General features: G+C 36.8%; 20 protein-coding genes. 10 read left to right on the plus strand and 10 right to left on the minus strand.

Going from position 1 to position 20917, the window contains the following annotated elements; all coding sequences use genetic code 11:
• Nucleotide 1: 1 nt before the first annotated feature.
• Nucleotides 2-328 (minus strand): DUF1820 family protein, encoded by a 327-nt coding sequence (locus ACT5E3_RS14255; protein WP_444994214.1) that lies wholly within the window; start codon nt 326-328, stop codon nt 2-4.
• A gap of 106 nt (nt 329-434) precedes the next feature.
• On the opposite strand from ACT5E3_RS14255, the gene ACT5E3_RS14260 reads away from it, so the two are divergent.
• A complete protein-coding gene (locus tag ACT5E3_RS14260) occupies nt 435-1034 on the plus strand; it encodes a class I SAM-dependent methyltransferase (protein ID WP_444994215.1) in 600 nt (199 codons plus the stop codon).
• Nucleotides 1035-1490: 456 nt separating this feature from the next.
• On the opposite strand, the gene ACT5E3_RS14265 is transcribed toward ACT5E3_RS14260, so the two are convergent.
• On the minus strand, nt 1491-2723 hold the full coding sequence (locus ACT5E3_RS14265) for a nucleoside recognition domain-containing protein (RefSeq protein ID WP_444994216.1): 1233 nt from the start codon (nt 2721-2723) through the stop codon (nt 1491-1493).
• Nucleotides 2724-2912: 189 nt separating this feature from the next.
• Here ACT5E3_RS14265 and ttcA point away from each other — a divergent pair, with 189 nt between their 5' ends.
• Nucleotides 2913-3824, plus strand: coding sequence for a tRNA 2-thiocytidine(32) synthetase TtcA (gene ttcA, locus ACT5E3_RS14270; protein ID WP_444994217.1), 912 nt, complete (start codon nt 2913-2915; stop codon nt 3822-3824).
• Nucleotides 3825-3899: 75 nt separating this feature from the next.
• Here the strand turns inward: ttcA and ACT5E3_RS14275 are convergent, their stop codons facing one another.
• The 4 genes from ACT5E3_RS14275 to ACT5E3_RS14290 form a co-directional block, all read right to left on the minus strand.
• The gene (locus ACT5E3_RS14275) at nt 3900-6227 is read right to left on the minus strand and encodes a TonB-dependent receptor (RefSeq protein WP_444994218.1); all 2328 of its coding nucleotides are present in this window, start codon (nt 6225-6227) and stop codon (nt 3900-3902) included.
• A gap of 81 nt (nt 6228-6308) precedes the next feature.
• Nucleotides 6309-6596: a hypothetical protein gene (locus tag ACT5E3_RS14280; RefSeq protein ID WP_444994219.1), complete on the minus strand. Its 288-nt coding sequence runs from the start codon at nt 6594-6596 to the stop codon at nt 6309-6311.
• Nucleotides 6597-6731: 135 nt separating this feature from the next.
• Nucleotides 6732-6992 carry a DUF5062 family protein gene (locus ACT5E3_RS14285; RefSeq protein ID WP_444994220.1) on the minus strand — a complete coding sequence of 87 codons (261 nt, stop codon included), beginning with the start codon at nt 6990-6992 and terminating at the stop codon, nt 6732-6734.
• A 437-nt stretch (nt 6993-7429) separates the two neighbouring features.
• Nucleotides 7430-7795, minus strand: a complete 366-nt coding sequence (locus ACT5E3_RS14290; RefSeq protein WP_444994221.1) for a hypothetical protein — start codon at nt 7793-7795, stop codon at nt 7430-7432.
• A gap of 446 nt (nt 7796-8241) precedes the next feature.
• Between ACT5E3_RS14290 and ACT5E3_RS14295 the strand changes: the two genes are divergently transcribed.
• From ACT5E3_RS14295 to ACT5E3_RS14330, 8 genes are all read left to right on the plus strand, one after another.
• The gene (locus ACT5E3_RS14295) at nt 8242-9204 is read left to right on the plus strand and encodes an AAA family ATPase (protein ID WP_444994222.1); all 963 of its coding nucleotides are present in this window, start codon (nt 8242-8244) and stop codon (nt 9202-9204) included.
• Nucleotides 9205-9220: 16 nt separating this feature from the next.
• A complete protein-coding gene (locus ACT5E3_RS14300) occupies nt 9221-10255 on the plus strand; it encodes a DUF58 domain-containing protein (protein ID WP_444994223.1) in 1035 nt (344 codons plus the stop codon).
• Complete coding sequence (locus ACT5E3_RS14305; RefSeq protein ID WP_444994224.1) at nt 10252-10752, plus strand: DUF4381 domain-containing protein; 501 nt, start codon at nt 10252-10254, stop codon at nt 10750-10752. The genes ACT5E3_RS14300 and ACT5E3_RS14305 overlap by 4 nt, the downstream gene beginning before the upstream one ends.
• Entirely contained in the window at nt 10749-11807 is a 1059-nt protein-coding gene (locus tag ACT5E3_RS14310; protein WP_444994225.1) for a vWA domain-containing protein, read from the plus strand. Before ACT5E3_RS14305 ends, ACT5E3_RS14310 begins: the two co-directional genes overlap by 4 nt.
• The gene (locus ACT5E3_RS14315; protein WP_444994226.1) at nt 11797-13557 is read left to right on the plus strand and encodes a vWA domain-containing protein; all 1761 of its coding nucleotides are present in this window, start codon (nt 11797-11799) and stop codon (nt 13555-13557) included. Before ACT5E3_RS14310 ends, ACT5E3_RS14315 begins: the two co-directional genes overlap by 11 nt.
• On the plus strand, nt 13557-15251 hold the full coding sequence (locus tag ACT5E3_RS14320; RefSeq protein ID WP_444994227.1) for a BatD family protein: 1695 nt from the start codon (nt 13557-13559) through the stop codon (nt 15249-15251). Before ACT5E3_RS14315 ends, ACT5E3_RS14320 begins: the two co-directional genes overlap by 1 nt.
• Nucleotides 15252-15558: 307 nt before the next feature.
• Entirely contained in the window at nt 15559-17709 is a 2151-nt protein-coding gene (locus ACT5E3_RS14325; protein WP_444994228.1) for an adenosylcobalamin-dependent ribonucleoside-diphosphate reductase, read from the plus strand.
• A 73-nt stretch (nt 17710-17782) separates the two neighbouring features.
• Complete coding sequence (locus tag ACT5E3_RS14330) at nt 17783-18466, plus strand: TSCPD domain-containing protein (protein WP_444994229.1); 684 nt, start codon at nt 17783-17785, stop codon at nt 18464-18466.
• 175 nt (nt 18467-18641) lie between these two features.
• Here the strand turns inward: ACT5E3_RS14330 and ACT5E3_RS14335 are convergent, their stop codons facing one another.
• The 4 genes from ACT5E3_RS14335 to ACT5E3_RS14350 all read right to left on the minus strand — a co-directional run bounded on the left by ACT5E3_RS14335 (nt 18642) and on the right by ACT5E3_RS14350 (nt 20305).
• On the minus strand, nt 18642-19115 hold the full coding sequence (locus tag ACT5E3_RS14335; RefSeq protein ID WP_444994230.1) for an Appr-1-p processing protein: 474 nt from the start codon (nt 19113-19115) through the stop codon (nt 18642-18644).
• Nucleotides 19115-19393 (minus strand): DUF6881 domain-containing protein, encoded by a 279-nt coding sequence (locus ACT5E3_RS14340; RefSeq protein WP_444994231.1) that lies wholly within the window; start codon nt 19391-19393, stop codon nt 19115-19117. Before ACT5E3_RS14340 ends, ACT5E3_RS14335 begins: the two co-directional genes overlap by 1 nt.
• 11 nt (nt 19394-19404) lie before the next feature.
• Complete coding sequence (locus ACT5E3_RS14345) at nt 19405-19740, minus strand: HYD1 signature containing ADP-ribosyltransferase family protein (RefSeq protein ID WP_444994232.1); 336 nt, start codon at nt 19738-19740, stop codon at nt 19405-19407.
• A 319-nt stretch (nt 19741-20059) separates the two neighbouring features.
• A complete protein-coding gene (locus ACT5E3_RS14350) occupies nt 20060-20305 on the minus strand; it encodes a hypothetical protein (RefSeq protein ID WP_444994233.1) in 246 nt (81 codons plus the stop codon).
• Between the last annotated feature and the right edge of the window lie 612 nt (nt 20306-20917).

Raw genomic sequence — 20917 nt, forward strand, 5'->3', positions numbered from 1 at the left:
ATTAACTCTTATTTTTATCAGGCTTAGGCATTGGGAACGGGGTAACCACATCACCACTCGCGTCAAAAATTTTGGCAACCCCTTGCTTTTCAACTTCATCAATTCGAATAATCGCATGCAAAGGTATATTAGTCTTTTTAACACCATCAAATTCAGCCTTGAGCTTTTCTTCACCAGGATCAACAACCAAACTCGAGCGATTATCGAATAATATATCCTCAACTTCTACAAACCCGTACAAAGCCCCTTGCTGTACACTCGCAGCATATATCTCATAAGACTTACCGTTGTTTATAAAGACGACGCGAAAAACAGGATCTTTTGCCATTTATGCCTCAATTATCAATCTAATGAATAATGTTACTAGGAAAACAGACATTTTATCATATAATAACGCGCTGATATAAAGTCATTAACCAATATAAGAGAATGTCATGTGCCCTTCTTCTTGTCCTGAAGCTAACAAAATAAGACAACCACTCAAAATAAACGCAGAATTATCTGGTGTTAATTTAAAATTTGAAACCAGCTTTGGTGTTTTTTCACCAAAAGAAATAGACGAAGGTACTCGTTTACTGCTTAATCACCTTAATATTGAACAACATTATGACTGCTTAGACTTAGGTTGTGGCTATGGCCCTATTGGTATTTGGATGGCTAAAAAAGCCCCTCAAGGAAAAACAATCTTACTTGATAAAGATTTTGTCGCAGTCAACCATACTAAAAATAATATTCGTCTAAATAATATTAGTAATGCATCTGCAATCTTAAGCAATGGCTTATCAGAATTAACCAATGAAAAATTTGACTTAATTGTTTCAAATATTCCCGCCAAAGTAGGCAATGATATGCTTTATCTTTTTCTTTATGATGCTTTACATCATCTTAAACCAGGTGGTCATTTTGTTGTTGTTACAGTCAATGGCTTACGTCATTTTTGCAAAAGAACCTTTAACGAAGTATTCGGTAATTATAAAAAGCTCAAACAAGGTAAGTCTTACACTATATCCTGCGCAAAAAAACTCGATGAGTAGTTGACAAAAAATTCAAACAAGAGATTTTTCTAGTCAAAAGTTTGTTATTTTTAAGCTTGAAGAATTTATATATCAACTGTTAAAAGTATTCCACAAATTCTGTGGATAACTTTGGGGAAAAGATTTACAAAACTCTTTACAACCCGCATTATTACTATTGATTTAACAAATTGGTCACATTTTAACCGCTATATATTTTTCCTTTTAATATCAATAACTTAAAATTATTTTTAGAAAAATCAGCAAGTTACTGTCGCTCCTTTTTATTGTGCATAGCGCAACCAATTAACAAAAAAATACCTGTGGATTTTTATTGACAAAAAGCACTTATATGCCTCCAGATGACAAGTTTGTTACATGACATAGGTCACAATCTTATGAAATCAGGCTTGCAACGTAAAGTACTCACTTACATAAATAATTCGGCTTGTAAAAAGTGAACAATAATTGTTCTTTTTAACCGCCAAAAAACCAGTAACTGACTAAAATTGCTGCAACGATTCCTGCCAAATCAGCCATCAAACCACACCCAATAGCATGACGAACTCGCTTGATTCCAACAGCACCAAAATAAACTGTTAATACATAAAATGTCGTTTCTGTACTTCCTTGCATTACAGAGGCAACTTTAGCTGCAAACGAATCAACTCCTTGGCTATTCATTGTTTCCAACATCATTGCTCTCGCACCGCTTCCACTGAAAGGCTTTATTATCGCAGTGGGTAATGCAGCCACAAAGTCAGTATTCAATCCTAATTGACTAACAAACCAAGCGACACCTTCTACAAGCTTGTTCAACACACCTGAAGCCCTCAAAACACCAATAGCAACTAACATTGCAACCATGTAAGGTATGATTTTGACGGCTAACTCAAACCCCTCTTTGGCCCCTTCAACAAAACTCTCATATACATCAACCCGCTTTATATAAGCGACCAATAAAATAAATATAATTGCAGAAAATAGAAGCCCGTTACCAAGAGCCGAAGAAACAGTGGCCATCTCTTCTGTCGACATTTGACTTAACCAATATAACAAACCACCAATAACAACAAATGCTACTCCCAAATAAGCCATAATCACTTTATTAAATAGCTGAATCTTTTGCATATAAGCTACGCTAACAATGCCAACAAAAGTCGAAGCAATTGTTGCTAATAATATAGGCAGAAACACTTCTGACGGGTTAACAGCCCCCTGTTGTACGCGATACATGATAATTGTAATTGGAAATATAGTGACCGAAGAGGTATTTAATACAAGGAATAAAATTTGAGCATTACTTGCAATAGTTTTTGAAGGATTCAAATTCTGCAAACTTTGCATAGCTTTAATCCCCATTGGCGTTGCAGCGTTATCTAACCCCAACATATTAGATGCCATATTCATTGTCACATAGCCTAAAGCAGGATGTCCCCTAGGGACCTCGGGCATCAAATGATTAAACAGAGGGGCGAGCCACTTAGCTAAACCATTAGCAACTCCAGATAACTCAGCTAGCTTTAAAATACCGCACCAGAATGCAAGAACACCAATCAGCCCTATAGCAATCTCAGCACTGAGTTTTGCCATTGAAAAAATACTTTCAACAATATCATTAAAAACACTGCTATCTCCCTGAACTAACCAGGAAAACAAAGCAGCAACAAAAGAAATAAGAAAAAAACCTAACCAAATTTTATTCAGCATTTTATTTTAACAAATGTATTCGGTGAATAAATGGATACTACGCTGATGTTAAAACTTGTTCAAATCCATATATTTTGCTAAATCCCCTAAAATGTCATAATAACCAACAAATTAAACTGACTCACTCTCTATGATTTCTGTATAATTGCCACCCAATTAGTATTAGCCAATTCTCGATTAAAGCGCGTAATGAACATAGATTTAGCCACTAAAAAGCATAAAACAGATTTTAATAAGCTCCACAAGCGCCTCAGGCGCAATGTTGGAAAAGCAATCATGGACTTTAATATGATTGAAGATGGCGACAAAATCATGGTTTGTTTATCCGGCGGGAAAGATAGCTATACAATGCTCGAAATATTACGCAACCTCCAAAGTAGCGCGCCAATATCTTTTGAATTAATTGCTGTAAATCTCGATCAAAAACAACCCGGTTTCCCTGAAGAAGTGTTACCTAACTATTTATCGAACCTTGATATTCCATTTCATATTATTGAAGAAGACACTTATAGTATTGTGACGGAGAAAATTCCTGAAGGAAAAACAACCTGTTCACTTTGCTCCAGATTACGTAGAGGCATTATTTACTCTTGGGCACAAAAAAATCATATTACCAAAATAGCGCTAGGCCACCATCGCGAAGATATTATTGAAACGCTATTTTTAAATATGTTTTTTGGTGGAAAAATGAAATCGATGCCGCCAAAGCTTTTAAGTGATGACGGAAAAAATATTGTTATTCGGCCTTTAGCCTACTGTAAAGAAACAGACATTGAAAAATTCTCTCAAATGAAAAACTTTCCGATTATTCCTTGTAATTTATGTGGCTCTCAAGAAAACTTACAAAGAAAACAAATTAAGCAAATGCTAAAAAACTGGGAGAACCAATTCCCTGGTCGCATAGAAAATATTTTCCGTTCAATTAACAACTTGGCTCCATCACATTTATTAGATCGAGACTTATTTCCTTTTACCACTTTAGCGCATAATGTAGACATCAAAAGAGATGCTGAAACTCTATTTGATGAACCTGAAATTCAGTCAAGTAAAAGTGACCAATTAAAAAATAATAATATAATCATTCGAGAGCTGACAGAGTAACCACCTCAAAATTTTATTTGTTCTTAAAAGAAAGAGAGCCGTTAATAACGGCCCTTTCAAAATACACTCCACACTTTAAAAAGTATATCTAACACCTAAAGTAATATTTTTACCTACTCTCGGCGCTAAATCTTTTAAGAAAGATGAATGATCTCGAGCTTCTTCATCTAATAAGTTCTTCCCTTTTAGAAATAAAAATAACTCGTTACTTTCAAATGGAATACGATAAGCCGCCTCAAAATCTAAAATATCAAACCCTTCTGTCGGCAGCTCATTGTCAGCAATTTTATCTTGCCTTGAATAACTCATCCAACTTAATGTCGATGAAAAGCTATCAAAATCATAACTCAGACTTATTCCAGCCTTACTTGGTGGGATCCGAGGTATATAATTACCATTATCAAATTCAGCACTGATAAAATCAGTCACTAACCCCAACTTAAACTGATGCTCACTTTCTGGATTAAGCACCACTTCAAGTTGAACCTCAGCCCCTTTGAACTCAGCATCTTGTTGCTTGTAACAGACCAATTGAAGCTCGTCATGCTCTGCTTCCTCAGCCGCTTCTACCGACGCACAAGGATCTAATTCACTGACATTAGCAGCATAAATAAAGTCTTTAAAGTCGTTCCAAAAAAGGTTGATTTCTCCGCTTAACCGGTCAACTTCAAATCGGTAAGAAAAATCAAAGTTGATTGAAGTTTCTTCATCTAAATTTTGATTCCCAATCTCATAAGAACGCGTGGATATATGCGGTCCATCTGATAGTAACTCTTCTGCGCTGGCAAAACGCGTTGCTTTAGACAAATTAACCGCTAACTTATTATGCTCACTCAACGTATAAACACTACCAGCCGATAAACTCACACCACTATTATCTATTGTGCTAAAACTCGCTCCCTCAATCGATTGAGACTCATAACGAGCTCCTAACTCCCACTTTAGATTACCATTGGTTCTTTCTTCTAAAATGAATATCGCCTGATTTTTAGTTTTAGACTCAGGAACAAATGCCTCATCACCCATCGCTGAAAAATCACGTTGGCTGGCTTGAACACCTAAAACGCCAATCCAATCATTCCAAGATTTGTGTTTCAAATAAGACCTAAACTCCCAAGCTTTGTTAGCAAATCGAGTACCAATTTCATCACCTTCAACTTCTGCATGTTTGTAATCAGTTAAAGCATAGCCAACAAATAACTTTTCAAACCCAGCCATAGGATCGTTAAATTGTCCTTGAACATCATATCGGGTTTGCTCCATATCGATATATACGCCTTCATCATGATGCTCTTCCTCCTCATGATGTTCTTCTTCACCCTCTTCTTCGTGATGTTCAGCATGTCCAGGCACACCATAAGTTTTATCAAGTTGGCTAACAGCTAATCCAAAATATCCCCAATCACCAACCCAGGTAGAACCAATACTGCCGCCTTTTGTATCGGTTTTGCTATTCTCTAAAATTCCTTCAGATTCGTGCTCGTCCTCATGTTCTTCGCCAGGCTCTTCATGTTCTTCTTCAAATTCGTGTAATATTTCTGACTCTGCACCACCTGGAATTTTTATATCATCAGTTTCACTCGTGTAACCATCTATATGCCAGTTCCAAGAATCAGTGCCACCGTCTAAAGTAAATATTGCCGACTCTTCACCTGTAGCAGAATCACCTAATCTTAATTCAACACCACCTGAAACCCCGTCAACAATATCAGGGTTAATCTTCCTATCGGAAGCATTAACAATTCCACCAATAGCGCCGCTACCATAAAGTAATGTGGCAGGTCCTTTTACCACTTCTATTTGTTCAGCTAGCAAAGGTTCTAATCCCGCATCATGATCGGCACTAGTTGTAGACGCATCTTGCACTGTCATTTGATTGTTAGTAATTTTAACTCGCGAACCACTTAGCCCTCGAATAACAGGTCTAGACACTGCTGGTCCAAATGATGACACACTCACTCCTGCTTCAAACTGCAAAATATCACCCAGTGTTGTGGCTCTATTCATCGTTAGTTCGTCGCCAGTCATCATGATTGTGGGCGTTGCCATATCTAAAGAAGTATGCTCAAGCGGATTTACTCTCACCACCATTTTATGCTCAACTTCAGTTTGCAACGAAATAACAAAAGGGGCCTGTTCCTCTTCTCTTACTTGTATCACCTGATGAAAATGCGCATCTCTTCCCCCTTCAACATCAAGTGTATATTCACCAACGGGCAAGTCTAATGTGAACAGTCCGGTTTTATCTGTTTTAACCACTAATTCTTTGCCACGAACTTTGACCAATATATTAGACAAAGGGATCCCTTCATAATCTTTCACTTGTCCACGAATAACTTTTGCTGACGCGCACCCACCCCAAAACACTGCAACTAATGCAGTAGTTATAAAAACTTGCTTCACTGTAAACTCCTAAATAACAACAACTGATAGTGCATAACGCACGTCAGCATATAAAACGGTATAAACTAAAATTAAATTGATTTAGGTATTACTCGGGGGAGCTCTTGGAGCATTATCACGAAAAGCAGGTTTACCTGCCACGCCAATTAGCTCAGACGTTAGACCGATAAATTTTTCGTTAAGAGAGAAAAGAAGATCTTCATCAATTCCAAATATGAGATCATCAGTACTGGTTGATTGAGATAAGCAAAAGTGACTATTTGACAGTAAATGCTCAGAACTAAATTCATGATTCACAGCAGCAGTTTGAGTGATAAACCACCCAAAAAGTAACACTGTTATGAATAACGAATTATTTAGAACACGCATGTCTTTATTTTAAAAATACTATAATAATCTCAAATACAGGGCTCTATGCTGCCATACAGCAAGACTATATTTCAAGTAAAAATTCACTAATCACTCAGTGAGTAAACTAAAATATGATAGCTATCTAATTTTTACTTATTTTAACAATTCGTGACCTTCAGGTAATTGCTTAGAGATCCATATAGCCAACTTATGCTTCATATTGACTTGTTTTTCTTGATCCTTCGCTAACGGTTGAATTAGCTTATCATGGACTAATAATCGGTATAAACTCTCTACTTTCTCCTTAGAAGAGTTTGTTCCTGAAAACTCTTTATAACCACGATTGATGGCATACTTTTCACCAACTTCAATGGCCTTCTTCAGCAAACCCGCTTCATTTTTTAGTTTTTTCACCTATTACCCCAAACATGCTTTTTATTACTCAGTAGTTAAACAAAAATACTCATATTTAACAACATATAAGTTTAATCTATGACGGCTTTTTCATGACAGTGAATCGAGACACGTCTGCCTAATCTCAATGCTTTACGAAATCGATAAACCCACCAAACTTTTGCTACCGATTAAAAAGAAAATTTTACTTATTTATTCTAAGGAATGAGTATTTGGTCGAGTACAACCATATAGAAAACTATTGCGATTAACTTGTCAAAAAACGACGGATAGTAAAAAGTTTGAGATCCCGTATCGATAATATCGGTGATCAGCTTAACGAAAACCTGCTACTGCCTGCCACCTCTCTATAGACTATAGACAAAAACAAACCTTCAAAAGAATGACAAATAGCCAATGCTACAAGTTTTCACCCTCACTGAAAAAGCGAATAAACACTAAGCATCAGTGGTACGCGAACCTTTAAGCTTGGTTTTAAATGTTCCTCCCATTGCTTCACAGTCAACATTTTTTGGCGAGTTCCAAGTAACAGCAACTCCTCTGATAACAGGCCTAACAAATTGCCAAGGCCAGAAACCAAATCGATGTCCGCCATTATAATCAATAATGGCATCAGCTCCTAAAGATTGAGCTTGTTTGATAATAATAGGTAGCACACTGTTGATATCACCATACCCACTTTTGGCATATTTCAACTTTTTAATCACTGTATATTGACTCTCAACAGGGGGCATGCCAGATAAAAGACAAATTGGATTATTGTGTGCTTTTAGTTTATTAGCCACAACCTTTGTATTTGACACACAAGACGTCATTAACAAAATCAAAAATACTAGCAAAAGCCTGTTCATTTTATAACCTTTTATTGGAGAACTCCTATCAATCTTTCAATTTTACTCACTACACTGACAGATAAACATATCAAAAATAACTATCAATCAAAAATAACAGCAAAATATTATAACGCGAATATATTATCATAGGCAAAATCAGCCAACCTAAGGTATCGGAGTTAGCAAACCTTATGATTCATAACATGCTTCATCATACTCCAATAACAAGAGTCTATTTTTTATTCAAATAAAGACTCATCAGCCTCTTCTCTACGGGTTTTCAGGTAAATTTAATACTTTGTTGCACTTTGATGTGAACTTTTCCAGTAAAAAACACCCTACCACTGGAAATACAAGTTATTATCGGTTAAAACTGCACCCCAATTTTTGAAATATGTACTAAAGGCTTTAGCAATATGTCATTAAATGAAAAATTTGCCCAACTTAAATCAACCTTAAGCCAACAGATTATTGGTCAAGAAACCCTCATTGACAGGCTACTCATTGCATTACTTGCTGATGGACATTTGATCGTCGAAGGTGCACCAGGCCTGGCCAAAACAAGGGCTATTAACGCACTTTCTAAAGATATCGAAGGCGACTTTCACCGAATTCAATTCACACCAGACTTATTACCGGCCGATTTAACTGGCACAGATATATACAGACCACAAGATGGTAGTTTTCGTTTTGAAAAAGGCCCTTTATTTCATAACTTGATACTAGCCGATGAAATTAATCGTGCGCCAGCAAAAGTTCAGTCAGCTTTACTTGAAGCAATGGCTGAAAGACAAGTAACTGTTGGTAGTAAAACATACAAACTTCCATCACTCTTCTTAGTTATGGCAACTCAAAACCCAATTGAACAAGAAGGGACTTACCCGCTACCAGAAGCACAACTCGATCGATTTTTAATGCATGTTAAAGTTGATTACCCAGATGCCGCCGCAGAAGCACTAATCCTAAAACTTACACGAGCAGAAGCACATAAAGCCTATGAAGAACAAGAAACAACAAAATTAAAACAAGAAGACCTTTTCACCGCAAGAGACGAAGTTCTTGATATTCATATGACAGAACAACTTGAAGAATATATTATTCAGCTAATTGTTAATACCCGTGAAACAGCCTCTCTAGATAACGATCTTAATCGATGGCTCGATTATGGTGCTAGCCCAAGAGCGACTATTTCGCTTGACCGCTGCGCTAGAGCAAGTGCTTGGTTAGCAGGCAGGGATTACGTGACCCCCGATGATATACAAAATATGGCTTACGATATATTAAGACATCGTTTGATCCTAACTTATGAAGCTGAAGCTGAAGGTGTTAACACCGATATGGTTATCGAACGATTAATTCAAGTGACACCTATAGCTTAATTAGAGGCTAATTATTATGAGCACTTGGGCCAACCCTTCGCATAAATTAGAAACAAGTCGTCAAGAAGAATTGCCAGAAGATTTTAAATTTGGCATCGACCTTTCGCTTGGTCAATTAATAGAAATGAAGCACAACCCAATTATTCAGTGGCTCGCACCAGATTCAAAAGTCAAAACGAATAGAGTGGGTGGTTTTCGCTCTCGCTTTAAAGGGCGAGGAATGGATTTTGACGAGGTCCGCGTCTACCAAATTGGTGATGATATTAGAAATATTGACTGGCGAGTAACCGCGAGAACAGGCACAGCCCACACCAAACTATTTAAGGAAGAAAGAGAAAGACCAGTTTTTGTGGTTCTTGATCAAATGCCAAATATGTTTTTTGGAACAGCTCAGGTATTTAAATCAATTATAGCCAGTAAAATTGCAGCCCAATTAATGTGGAACACTTTAGCTAATGGCGATCGTTTTGGTTCTCTTCTATTTAGTCAATACGAACATCAAGAAATGAAACCCTCGAATAACCGAAGAAATTGCATGCGCTTACTGAATAGAATTGTTGAAAGCTATCAACAAGTTCTTAACCAAACATTTGCGCCAGCCAACGATACAAATGAACAACCAAGTCAGACAACTCATTCGCAATTTTCAGATACATTAAAGCGATTAAAATATCTAGCAAAACCAGGCACATTGATTCATGTGATTAGTGATTTCAATCACTTTGATGAAACCTGTCAGGGACACTTATCAAAAATATCACAACATACCGATATTCATTGTATATTGATTAACGATCCTATAGAAAGTGAACTGCCTCCAGCTGGACTTTATGGTATTTCTAATGGTTTACAAATAGGTTTATTAAATACGCAACAAGAAAGCTTACGTCAACAATACCGCGTAGCTTTTGAGCAAAAAAGAGAAAAAATTAAAAACTTCACCTTAAGCCACAAAGGTATTTTTACCAATATTGATACTAACTTTGAGCAAAACTCTATAGGACACCACTTAAGCTCTCGAACAGCTCCTACACAAGGAGGCCCCCGTTGAGCCAACAACCTAATCCATTAGATCAGCTCAAAGATATTCATTTACCCCAACCAATTGAACAATTTCAATTGGCTCCAGGTTGGTGGGTATTAATTGGTTTAACAATTATTGTCATTATTCTATTAATTCGTCGCTATTTCAAAAAACGACAGTCACTAAGATACCTTAAACCGGCATTAAATGAACTCAAAATAATTTCAGATGCAAAGCCCGATTTTAAATCGGCAGCACAAATTTCAGCCTTAATGAAAAGAGTTTTTTTAATTTATTACCCGCAACATGAAGTTGCTAGTTTATCTGGTGAGAATTGGGTTAACTTTATTAATCAACAAGCAGAAAAAACACTACTCAACGAAGAAGTCATCCAATTATTTTCCGCTGTCATTTATAAGCCTAACCAAACTATTGAACCTGAGTTATGGCAACAAGTTATTACTCAAAGTGAACAGGCAATTAGTTATATTATTCGTAAAGCCGCCAAGGAGAGAAAAGTATGATTCAAGTTGCTTTTCCATGGTTTTTCCTGTTGGCGCCTTTACCTTTGATTATTTGGTTTTTAAGAAAACCGAAGCAACCACAATTATCTCCAATAAGAACCCCGCTATTTGATAACTGGCAAACATTACAAGCCAATAGTAATAATACACATTCTAATCTTTTGGCTCGTACTTTTTTATTTTTAGCATGGTTATTTTTAATCACAGCGGCAGCTAGAATTCAATGGGTTGATGAACCGATTCAATTACCTAATAGTGGTCGCGATTTGCTACTCAGTATTGATATTTCAGGCAGTATGGAAGAAGAAGACTTAAAACTTCATGGAAAACCCGCTAATCGTTTACAGGTCGTTAAATCAATCATTTCCGACTTTATCGAAAGACGCGAAGGCGATAGAATTGGGCTGGTCTTATTTGGAGAAAATGCTTACTTACAAACCCCCCTTACTTTCGATCTTAAAACGGTTCAGCACATGTTGGATGAGTCAGAAATTGGATTAGCAGGAGCCTCACGAACAGCGATTGGTGACGGTATAGGCTTATCAGTCAAACGACTACGAGAAAGAGCAGAACAAAATCGGGTTTTAATTTTACTGACAGATGGTCGTAATAACTCTGGTGAACTTGATCCCATAGAAGCAGCAAAATTAGCGAAACATGCAGGCGTAAAAATTTATACTATAGGAGTTGGTGCAGATGAAGCAATTCGTCGTTCACTATTGTTTGGCACAACCAAGTTTAACCCTTCCGCTGAATTAGATGAAAAAACCTTAACCCAAGTAGCACAAATTACTGGTGGTCGTTATTTCCGAGCAAGAAGCACTGAAGAATTAGCACAAATATATGAACTTCTAGATGAGTTAGAGCCCGTTGAAGATGAACCAGAAATATATCGTCCTATTCAGGAACTTTATTACTGGCCAGCAATGGTTGCGCTTTTATTTCTCATGTTACCTTTCATTATTAACTTTATTTTAGATTTAACTAAACGCTTTAGCGACCTTAAAAACAAACCCAAAAAGTCAAACGTTCGAGGAGTGAAGAATGCCAATTAATTGGACAGACTTTCATTTTATTCGTCCCGAATACTTATGGTTATTAATACCCATTTTATTTTTATTGTATCAGGCCAGTCAATATGCCAAAAAAGAATCTAACTGGCATAAAATCATATCGCCACATTTGCTGGAATACTTATTTGTCAGAGGACAATCACAAAAAACCAAGTCAGGCTTTTGGCTAACCGGGCTCGTTTCAATACTCACAATACTCGCCATTAGCGGTCCAAGTGTCAGGCAAAACTCAGTGCCCGTTTTTCAAACCGAACAGGCCCAGGTTATTCTACTGGATTTGTCCTTATCAATGGATGCAACAGACATAAAACCTTCTCGTTTAGAACGAGCAAAATTTAAGCTGCTTGATTTACTCAAACAAACCAATGAAGGCACCATTGCATTAGTTGTGTATGCAGGTGACGCTTTTGTGATTAGCCCTTTAACCTCAGATGCCAAAACAGTCGCCAATATGGTTCCGGCATTATCAACAAGTATTATGCCGGTACTTGGTAGCCGTCCAGATATTGCCATCAAAAAATCTATCGATTTATTAAAAAATGCCAAGTACTCAAGTGGTCAAATTATTTGGTTAACCGATGGCGTAGAATCTAAATATGTTAAAACGATTGCCGAAATAATCAATGACACCGATTTTAATTTATCTATATTAGCCATAGGAACAGAACAAGGTGCCCCTATTCCACTTCCCGATAAAAGTGGCTTTTTAAAGGATGCTTCAGGTAAAATTGTCGTTCCAAAATTACAAGCCGATGAACTTAACCAGATTGCAGCACAATCCAAAGCTGGTATTATTCAACTAACGGCCGATAATCAAGATATCACTTATTTAGTCAATACCTCTCAGCTTCAAACCGATTCTCAAAAAGCAGTTACAGAAAACGAACAGCTAGTCAACCGATGGATTGATGACGGTTATTGGATTATCTGGCCTATTTTATTTTTATTTCTTATCAAACTCATACGACATCCCGCTCAACAAGGCAATAGTTTACTTAGTTGCGGCTTAATACTAATAACAATTTCAAGTTTATATTCAAGTCCTAGCAATGCAATAGAATGGCAAGATTTATGGTTAACCAAAAATCAACAAGCCGATAAAGCCTATCAGCATGGAGAGTTTGAAAATGCAGCAAAGCTTTATGAAAATAAAGAGTGGCAAGCGGCAGCTCAGTATAAAAATGGTGACTATAGTGATGCAGCAACTAATTTTGATCCTTCTAAATCTGCACAATCACTCTATAATCATGCCACAAGTTTAGCCAAAGCTAGTCAACTACAAGAAGCATTAGACGCTTATAATAAGCTTTTAGAGAAAGAACCTGAGCATGAAGATGCACTATTTAATAAAAAAATAATAGAAGATTTACTAAAAGAACAGCAGAATCAACAGCAAAACGAACAGAATTCTGATCAAGAAAATAAAGACCAACAAAAACAAGATTCAGAATCTGATTCAGAACAACAACAAGAAAATTCAGAGCAGGAAAATCAGCAAGAAAATAAAAATCAGCAACAAGAACAGCAAGAGTCTGAAGAGTCTTCTGAACAAAAATCTCAAGCCCAACAAGCTGAAGTCAGTCAGGATGAGCGTAATAAATCGGAAAAAGATCAAGCGCTAGAGCACTGGCTCGAAAAAATTCCAGATGATCCCGGTGGATTATTAAGAAGAAAAATGTACCGAGAATATCAACGACGTGGTCGTCAACAAAAAGAAGAGAAACTGTGGTAATGCAACCGATTAAAATATTTTTTCAACTCATTTTAATATGCACATTATTGGTAGCTAATCATGCCTTTGCTAAAACAACTGCCTCAATTGACCGTACAGATATTTCTGCAGGTGAAACTTTTGTACTTGACATTCGAATTGATTTTGAAACGGATGCACAGCCCGATCTTTCTTTAATTCCCGAAGAATTTACCATAGTTTCCAATAGCCAATATCAAAATATTCAAATTATTAATAATAAACGTTCAATTATAAAAGGCTGGAAACTTAAATTAAAAACAATGCAAACAGGCCCAATTACACTCCCTAGCATTACGGTTGGCAATGAACAAACTCAACCAATAAAACTCAATATCAAAGATACTTCAAATGAATTAAACCTAAATGGTCAAGCGAAAACTATTTTCCTAGAGTCAAGTGTTGATCAAGAATCTCCCTACGTTCAGCAACAAGTCATTTTCAACGTCACTCTTTACCGAGCAGTCAATACCCATTATGCCAGTTTAACTGAACCAACAGCTGGTAACAGTGTTGTAGAAAAACTGGGAGACGATATTCAGTTTGAGAAACAAATCAATAACCGTCGATATGTTGTTACCCAAAGAAAATATGTGATATTTCCCCAGCAAAGTGGTGACTTAACCATTAGCTCGGTTAATTTCACAGCAGATGTCAACGATTCAAGTAGAAGAAACTCAAATAGTTTTTTTAATTCTACTCGTCCCGTTAGCATTTCAACCAAACCAATAAAGCTCTCTGTCAGACCCAAACCAGTCTCAGCGCCAACGCCATGGATACCTGCTCAAGATGTTATATTAGCTGATAAATGGACGCCTAACTCACTCACTTTAAAAGTCGGTGAACCTATCACATGGACTTTATTATTAACTGTTCAAGGGTTAAGCGAATCGCAACTACCTGAAATTGAAGTGCCTAAAGTTGATGGGCTTCAATGGTACAATGATGCCCCACAAAAAGAACGTCAGCTCAACGATAAAGGAATTATCGGCCAACGCGTAGAAAAACTAGCCGTAATTCCATCTAAAGAAGGCACTATAACAATTCCTGAAATATCGCTACAGTGGTGGGATATTTCTTCTGACAGTATTAAAACAGCTAAAATTCCAAGTCGACAGCTTACTATTTTGCCTGCCGACCAAAAAGCGCAAACATCAACGATTGCAGTTCCACCTCAACCAACGCCTGTCACCATATTAGAAACTCAAGAGAATAATGATACGCAGGTTAAGTTTTGGCAGTTCGCTTTTGCCGCAGCATTGGTTTTATGGGTAATCACTTTACTAGCCTACCTAAAAAAGCAAGGTCAACCAACTAGCAAAAAGCCACAAGCCAAAGTGTCTCAATTTCAAAATGATAATGATAAGGCAATATACAATGACTTATGTCGATCATTAAAATCAGAGAATATCCAAAAAATAGAGTCCCAGCTCATTCAATGGTTATCAGCAATTGGGCATCCTGAAATTCGCTCTTTGGGCGCTTTAATTTCGAAAGTAAAACATGAAAAACTTAAGACTAAATTACAGTCAATAGAAAGTTGTCGATATTCTGCACAGCAACAAGATGAAATAATTCCGTTAAATAAATCCGATCTTGAGCAAATTTTAAAAGATATTACAAACCAACAAAAAACTGCGGCCTCCAGCAGCATACCTCCGCTGTACCCCAGATAAGTTCGTATCCCTAATTATTTAAACGCACTAAATTTTCTCTATTTAGTGCTTTACTTTAGGCCGCTCCACCTATATATTGTGCTCATTGCAGAGCAAGCACCACCAGATATAGTAATTATCTGATTTTTAAGTGTTTTCTGTTTATGCACACTTTTATAACACTTTTTTGCATGTTTATAACCAAGTTATCCAAAGACTTACTCACAACCCTGAGAATTTGATTGGCTAAAAAAATATGCAAAATAGTTAGTTCACGACTAGATTAAAATTCATTATTACAACAATTAAGGAACGGGGAATTCCATTAATGACTGCATCGTTGAAAAGAACGCAAACGCCTGAAAATTTTCAAATAGACTTCCAACCAACATCAACTGACATTTGGGAAACCAAATACCAACTAAAAACAAAGGACGGGCTACCTGTAGATAGCTCAATTGACGAAACTTATGATAGAGTCGCTAAAGCTTTATCTGAAGTAGAAGAAGACGATAAGAAAGACAGTATTTATCAAGACTTTTTATGGGCCCTAAGGCATGGTGCCATTCCTGCGGGAAGAATCATGTCTAATGCAGGTGCTCTTGAACACAAACCAGCCACGTCAACTATCAACTGTACTGTCTCAGGAACCATCAATGATTCAATGGATGACATTCTAGGTAAAGTTCATGAAGCAGGCCTTACTTTAAAAGCAGGCTGCGGTATTGGCTATGAATTCTCCACATTACGCCCCAAAAATGCCTATGTTTCAGGGGCTGGCGCTTACACATCTGGTCCACTATCTTTTATGGATATATATGACAAAATGTGCTTCACCGTTTCATCAGCTGGTGGACGTCGTGGTGCACAAATGGCTACTTTTGATGTCAGTCATCCAGATGTCATGGAGTTTATCAAAGCCAAAAGAGAAGACGGTAGATTACGCCAATTCAACCTCTCCTTACTCATTACTGACGAATTCATGCAAGCCGTAATTAAAGATGATGATTGGAAACTAACATTCCCCATTTCAGAAAAAGAAGTTGAAATCGACCAAATTGATCTCACAAACAAAGAGCAAATTATTTGGCGCGAATGGCCAACAACCGAAGGCTACATTGCGAATGAATTTGGACAAGTCGCTTGTAAAATCCATAAAGTCATTAAAGCGAAAAACTTATGGAATTTAATAATGTCATCAACTTATGACTTTGCTGAGCCAGGTTTTATTTTGATCGATCAAGTTAATGATAAAAACAACAACTGGTTTTGTGAAAATATTCGAGCAACTAACCCTTGTGGCGAACAACCGCTGCCAGCCTATGGTTCTTGTTTGCTTGGTTCTGTTAATTTAACTCGATTTGTCAACCACCCTTTTACAGATAAGGCAGTATTTGACTGGGAAAAATTTAGAAAAGTAGTCAGCATATTTACACGTATGCTCGATAATGTTGTAGAAATAAACGGTCTACCACTCATTGGTCAACGCGATGCAATTTTATCAAAGCGTCGTCATGGTATGGGCTACTTAGGACTTGGCTCAACCTTAACAATGTTATGTAAAAAATACGGATCTGCAGAATCTATCAACTTTACCGAACAAGTCACTCGAGAATTAGCCGTTGAAGGCTGGAAAGCAGCACTAGATCTAGCCAAGGAAAAAGGCCCTGCCCCTATTATGGAAAAAGAATTTGAAGTAACTGGTGCCATGTTACACAAGCGTCCAGAAATGATTAAAGACGGATTTAAAGTTGGCAATAAAGTAAAAGGAAAAGTCCTCCACGCAAAATATAGTCGTTATATGCAAAAAATTGCTGAAGTAGAACCAGAATTAGTAGAGCAACTAGCCAAAGTTGGTGCACGTTTTACCCATCACTCATCGATTGCACCAACAGGTACAATTTCACTGTCATTGGCTAACAATGCCAGTAATGGTATAGAACCTAGCTTTGCTCATCACTATTCTCGTAACGTTATTAGAGAAGGCAAAAAGTCAAAAGAAAAAGTTGACGTTTATTCATACGAGTTACTTGCTTATCGTACTTTGGTCAATCCGAATGCAATGCCTTTTTCCGATAAAGCCGAAGAAATGCTACCTGATTACTTCATTACATCAGATAGTATTAACCCAACTCAGCATGTTGATATACAAGCTGCCGCACAAAAATGGATTGATTCGTCTATTTCGAAAACAGCCAATGTACCAACAGAGTTTCCTTACGACGAATTTAAGGATATTTATTTATATGCATATAAAGAAGGTCTAAAAGGTTGCACCACGTTTAGATTTAACCCCGAAGTTTTCCAAGGTGTTCTCGTTAAAGAATCGGATCTAGAAAATACCACCTATCAATTTACTCTTGAAGATGGTACACAAATTGATCTTAAAGGAAATGAGGAAGTTGAATATGATGGTGAAATCCATACTGCAGCAAACTTATTTGATGCTTTAAAAGAAGGCTATTACGGAAAGCTTTAAGCTTTCCTTTTTAAATTTACAAATTTGACTTTATTGTTAAAAAACTTATCAAGAAAAATTGACGGAAAAGATAATGCCCAAAATAATTAGTCAATCCATTGTTGGATACAAAGTTAAAACAGAAGAAGAAACCGTTGTTGAAGAAAAAAAACCAACCGCTGAAATTGTTCAGATGCATGAAAGTGTTAAGCGCCCTGAAATGTTACTTGGCTCTACTTATAAAGTAAAAACACCTCTTTCTGATCATGCTCTGTATATGACCATTAATGACATTGTTCTTAATCAAGGTACTGAACATGAATTAAGACGCCCTTTTGAAATTTTTATTAATTCAAAAAATATGGATCACTTTCAATGGGTTGTTGCATTAACACGAGTTATTTCAGCAGTATTTCGCAAGGGTGGAGATTGCACATTCTTAGCCGAAGAACTTAAAGCCGTGTTTGATCCTAAGGGAGGATACTTTAAAGCTGGTGGTAAATTTATGCCCTCTCTGGTTGCAGAGATTGGCGATGCCATTGAATCACATTTAAAAATGATTGGCTTATTAGAAGATCCTGGACTAGACAAACACCAGCAAGCTTTAGTTGATGCTAAACGTGCCGAATATGATTCATTACAGCAAAGTGGTATGAATGAGTATAAAGGAGATTACCCAGACGGCGCTCAAATGTGTAATAAATGTATGACTAAAGCAGCAGTCTTAATGGATGGTTGTATGACATGTTTAAGTTGTGGTGACTCTAAGTGTGGTTAATCATTAAACATTAAAGCCCATTAATAATTTTAGTTTAAATGCCACTTGTTTCTTTTTTGAAAGAAGTGACACCATGCAGCTCGATAATTTTTTATCGAGCTTTTTTTATTCAATACTCAACAAAGTGCTTTCCTACTTTGATTTTCCGATTCAACTTCTTGAAAGAATATTACCTCTAAAAATCATAAACGAACACTTTAATATTTTTGTTTGTTAAAGTGCGCTCAATAATTGGCTCTATTTTTCCCCAGCTTCCACCAGCAAGACCACAACCAATACGTGGCATGTGAACACTAGCACTCTTTTCTATAGCATGATTTGCAACCGAAGTAAGCCCTTTTTCAATGGCATCATAACGAATAGGTGCTGGTGCAGTTTTATTTCTTGGCGAACGTACGCCGTGTTGACCGATAATATTTGCAACAGTTATTGAATCCTCAACTTGGACAAATTGAGTGTCGCCAAGAGAAGGTTTGTTATCTGATTGAAATAAACTTTTGTAAGTTCTCTCGGGAGCTGGCCAGCGCTTGCTTATTGCCAAAACAAACCCTCTCCCCCATTTACCAATATCATTGCAAACATGGATAATAATCCGCTGGCCTTGGCCTTGCGGATTTGTAGCATCACCTTTTAAGTATTGAATAGCCACTAGTTAGTCGCTTTCTGCCAAATATTTTCAAAGTCCTGTTTACTTATCTCTTTGATTTCGAACTCAACTTGAGTTTTTATCTCTGCGATTGATGGTACTGGCGTAATACCTAAGCGAGTTTCACCAGTTGACTTTGATTTAGAGGCATAAGTTAGTCTTCCACTTTTAAAAACCTCTACCTTACGAACCTCATATCTTGACATATCGAGTTCGCTATAGAACTCAACAGGCATTTCAATCGGATTATTTTTCCACTTTGAATAAATGTAAGTAGTCATATTTTTACCTTTTAAAGTTTGCCGTGACCTTTTAGTCTATCATTAATATCAAGATCTCTATTATTCTTAATTACATAAACATGTTTGCGACCATAAACAACAATTAAGCCGATGGTATCAATGTCGATATGATGTGTAAATCGCTTACCAGCCCAGGGAATACCAAAGAAAATCATAGAGAGTTGTCCTGGGCGTTTAGAACCTGGTCTTATCTCACTCATATACTGACCATCTCCAAAACGCGCATCTTTGGGGTTGTTTGCCCTCAATGATGGTTTTATTTTTTTACTTTCTAATATACCTTTATACCCTTTTTCACTTGTGTAGTGATACATTATTTTTGTCATCTGACGCCCTTAAGAAATAATATCTTTAATCCAGGGCTTCTTTTAGCCCCTCCAAAGAAATGTATGTTTTTTGTGAAAAGTATTATCCATAAATTATTTTTTGGAAAGAACATACCAACTGTACAATTATTGTAGAAATTCATGCAACATTGAACGTTGGACAACCCGCGACTCATTTTGCCTTAGAAACCTCTTTAAAGAAAAGCTAGCATATATGAAGGTGAAGGCCATAATATTATCTATCTGGACGAAAGTGAGTTTGCTGAAAGTATACCTCGCACTCACGGTTATGCAACCAAGAGCAAAGGTGTTATGGCGTTCATGACTGGCATTCTAAGGGACGCATCAATGCCATCATTATACATTGCTGGACCATCATAAGTGCAGTTCTGCCTGCTACCAATGCTTCAGAATCAATAGTAGAAAAACTACCGGTTATGCCTTTTGCTATAGCATCCGGGTCAATTATTTTTAGAGTTGTGTGTTTTCTTATTATATTTCGAGTAAAACTTGATTTGCCGGAACCGTTAACACCAGCAACTAAGAACATCTGTGGGCGTGACATACTTTAATGTCCTTTTTTAGCTAATTCCTTCTTAACAAGTTTATGCTTCATCACCAAGCTTTTGAGCACCTGCGGGGCTCTCCAGCTCTTTTGCGAGCCTCTCTGCTTCGCGATTTTCATGCTCATGCTGAGACTTGTCTTTAAACTGCTTATGACTCATAACCTATTCACCTTTTCTTAGCCAAACTCAAAACATAACAATACTTAATTAAGCGTACTGTTGATTATATTCTATCATGCAAGTTTGAAAATATCGAAAAGTCGATAAATTGAGAAAACATCTCAAAATCAGTATTGTAGAGTAGTCTCAAAAAACCGGAATTATATTAACTTATAAGAAACAACTAATACCAAATACTATCATCGTTTAATTCCAGCAATTGATTAAAACCCGCAAAAAGAATTATCCTAAATTTAAACCTTTTTCGATTCATGAGTTGAAAGCAAAAGGATTAACAATCACAAAAACAATGAATCTAAGCACAAACCTGAGAAAACTAAAACACTCTATTTATGCAAAACTAAACACATTGAGGGTACTAAATAATGTTTTTTTTATGGAAAAACTTGTGAGAAGTAAAAAAGGGTTAGCAATAAACATTGCTAACCCTT

The sequence above is a fragment of the Aliikangiella litoralis genome, from assembly GCF_052495765.1.

What these genes read in the sequence shown, in the direction of transcription:
- ACT5E3_RS14310 (WP_444994225.1), top strand. Translation starts at nt 10,749, where the DNA reads ATGATTCAAGTTGCTTTTCCATGGTTTTTCCTGTTGGCGCCTTTACCT.
- ACT5E3_RS14265 (WP_444994216.1), bottom strand. Translation starts at nt 2,723, where the DNA reads ATGCTGAATAAAATTTGGTTAGGTTTTTTTCTTATTTCTTTTGTTGCT.
- ttcA (WP_444994217.1), top strand. Translation starts at nt 2,913, where the DNA reads ATGAACATAGATTTAGCCACTAAAAAGCATAAAACAGATTTTAATAAG.
- ACT5E3_RS14260 (WP_444994215.1), top strand. Translation starts at nt 435, where the DNA reads ATGTGCCCTTCTTCTTGTCCTGAAGCTAACAAAATAAGACAACCACTC.
- ACT5E3_RS14295 (WP_444994222.1), top strand. Translation starts at nt 8,242, where the DNA reads ATGTCATTAAATGAAAAATTTGCCCAACTTAAATCAACCTTAAGCCAA.
- ACT5E3_RS14340 (WP_444994231.1), bottom strand. Translation starts at nt 19,393, where the DNA reads ATGACTACTTACATTTATTCAAAGTGGAAAAATAATCCGATTGAAATG.
- ACT5E3_RS14300 (WP_444994223.1), top strand. Translation starts at nt 9,221, where the DNA reads ATGAGCACTTGGGCCAACCCTTCGCATAAATTAGAAACAAGTCGTCAA.
- ACT5E3_RS14330 (WP_444994229.1), top strand. Translation starts at nt 17,783, where the DNA reads ATGCCCAAAATAATTAGTCAATCCATTGTTGGATACAAAGTTAAAACA.
- ACT5E3_RS14315 (WP_444994226.1), top strand. Translation starts at nt 11,797, where the DNA reads ATGCCAATTAATTGGACAGACTTTCATTTTATTCGTCCCGAATACTTA.
- ACT5E3_RS14280 (WP_444994219.1), bottom strand. Translation starts at nt 6,596, where the DNA reads ATGCGTGTTCTAAATAATTCGTTATTCATAACAGTGTTACTTTTTGGG.
- ACT5E3_RS14255 (WP_444994214.1), bottom strand. Translation starts at nt 328, where the DNA reads ATGGCAAAAGATCCTGTTTTTCGCGTCGTCTTTATAAACAACGGTAAG.
- ACT5E3_RS14350 (WP_444994233.1), bottom strand. Translation starts at nt 20,305, where the DNA reads ATGTCACGCCCACAGATGTTCTTAGTTGCTGGTGTTAACGGTTCCGGC.
- ACT5E3_RS14325 (WP_444994228.1), top strand. Translation starts at nt 15,559, where the DNA reads ATGACTGCATCGTTGAAAAGAACGCAAACGCCTGAAAATTTTCAAATA.
- ACT5E3_RS14320 (WP_444994227.1), top strand. Translation starts at nt 13,557, where the DNA reads ATGCAACCGATTAAAATATTTTTTCAACTCATTTTAATATGCACATTA.
- ACT5E3_RS14345 (WP_444994232.1), bottom strand. Translation starts at nt 19,740, where the DNA reads ATGACAAAAATAATGTATCACTACACAAGTGAAAAAGGGTATAAAGGT.